This is a genomic window from Flagellimonas flava (genome assembly GCF_050617915.1).
Classification (GTDB): Bacteria; Bacteroidota; Bacteroidia; order Flavobacteriales; family Flavobacteriaceae; genus Flagellimonas; species Flagellimonas flava_A.
In genome coordinates this window covers 1-229 of the sequence record NZ_JBODQE010000257.1, presented here as the reverse complement: position 1 = coordinate 229, position 229 = coordinate 1, and the positions used below count along the sequence as shown (strand labels likewise).

General features: G+C 44.1%; 1 pseudogene. It reads left to right on the top strand.

The features are described from left to right. Positions 1 to 214 (top strand): annotated as a pseudogene (locus ACRHOZ_RS21765) (branched-chain amino acid ABC transporter substrate-binding protein); the annotation flags it as partial. Between the last annotated feature and the right edge of the window lie 15 nt (positions 215 to 229).

Here is a 229-nt window from a genome sequence, read left to right as displayed (position 1 = left end):
CTTTACCAGGGCCTATAGACAAAAATATGGGGGGTTGCAGCACGACAGATATGCAGTGAGAGGCTTTGATGTCACTTTTGATCTTTTGTTGAAGGTGGCCCATAACGACAATCTATTCGAAACCCCCAAAATAGTTGGGTTGACCGAATACACTGGAAACAGTTTCAACTACTTCAATGTATATGCAGCAGGGTTCTACAACAGGGCGGCTTAGCTGATGGAATACGAT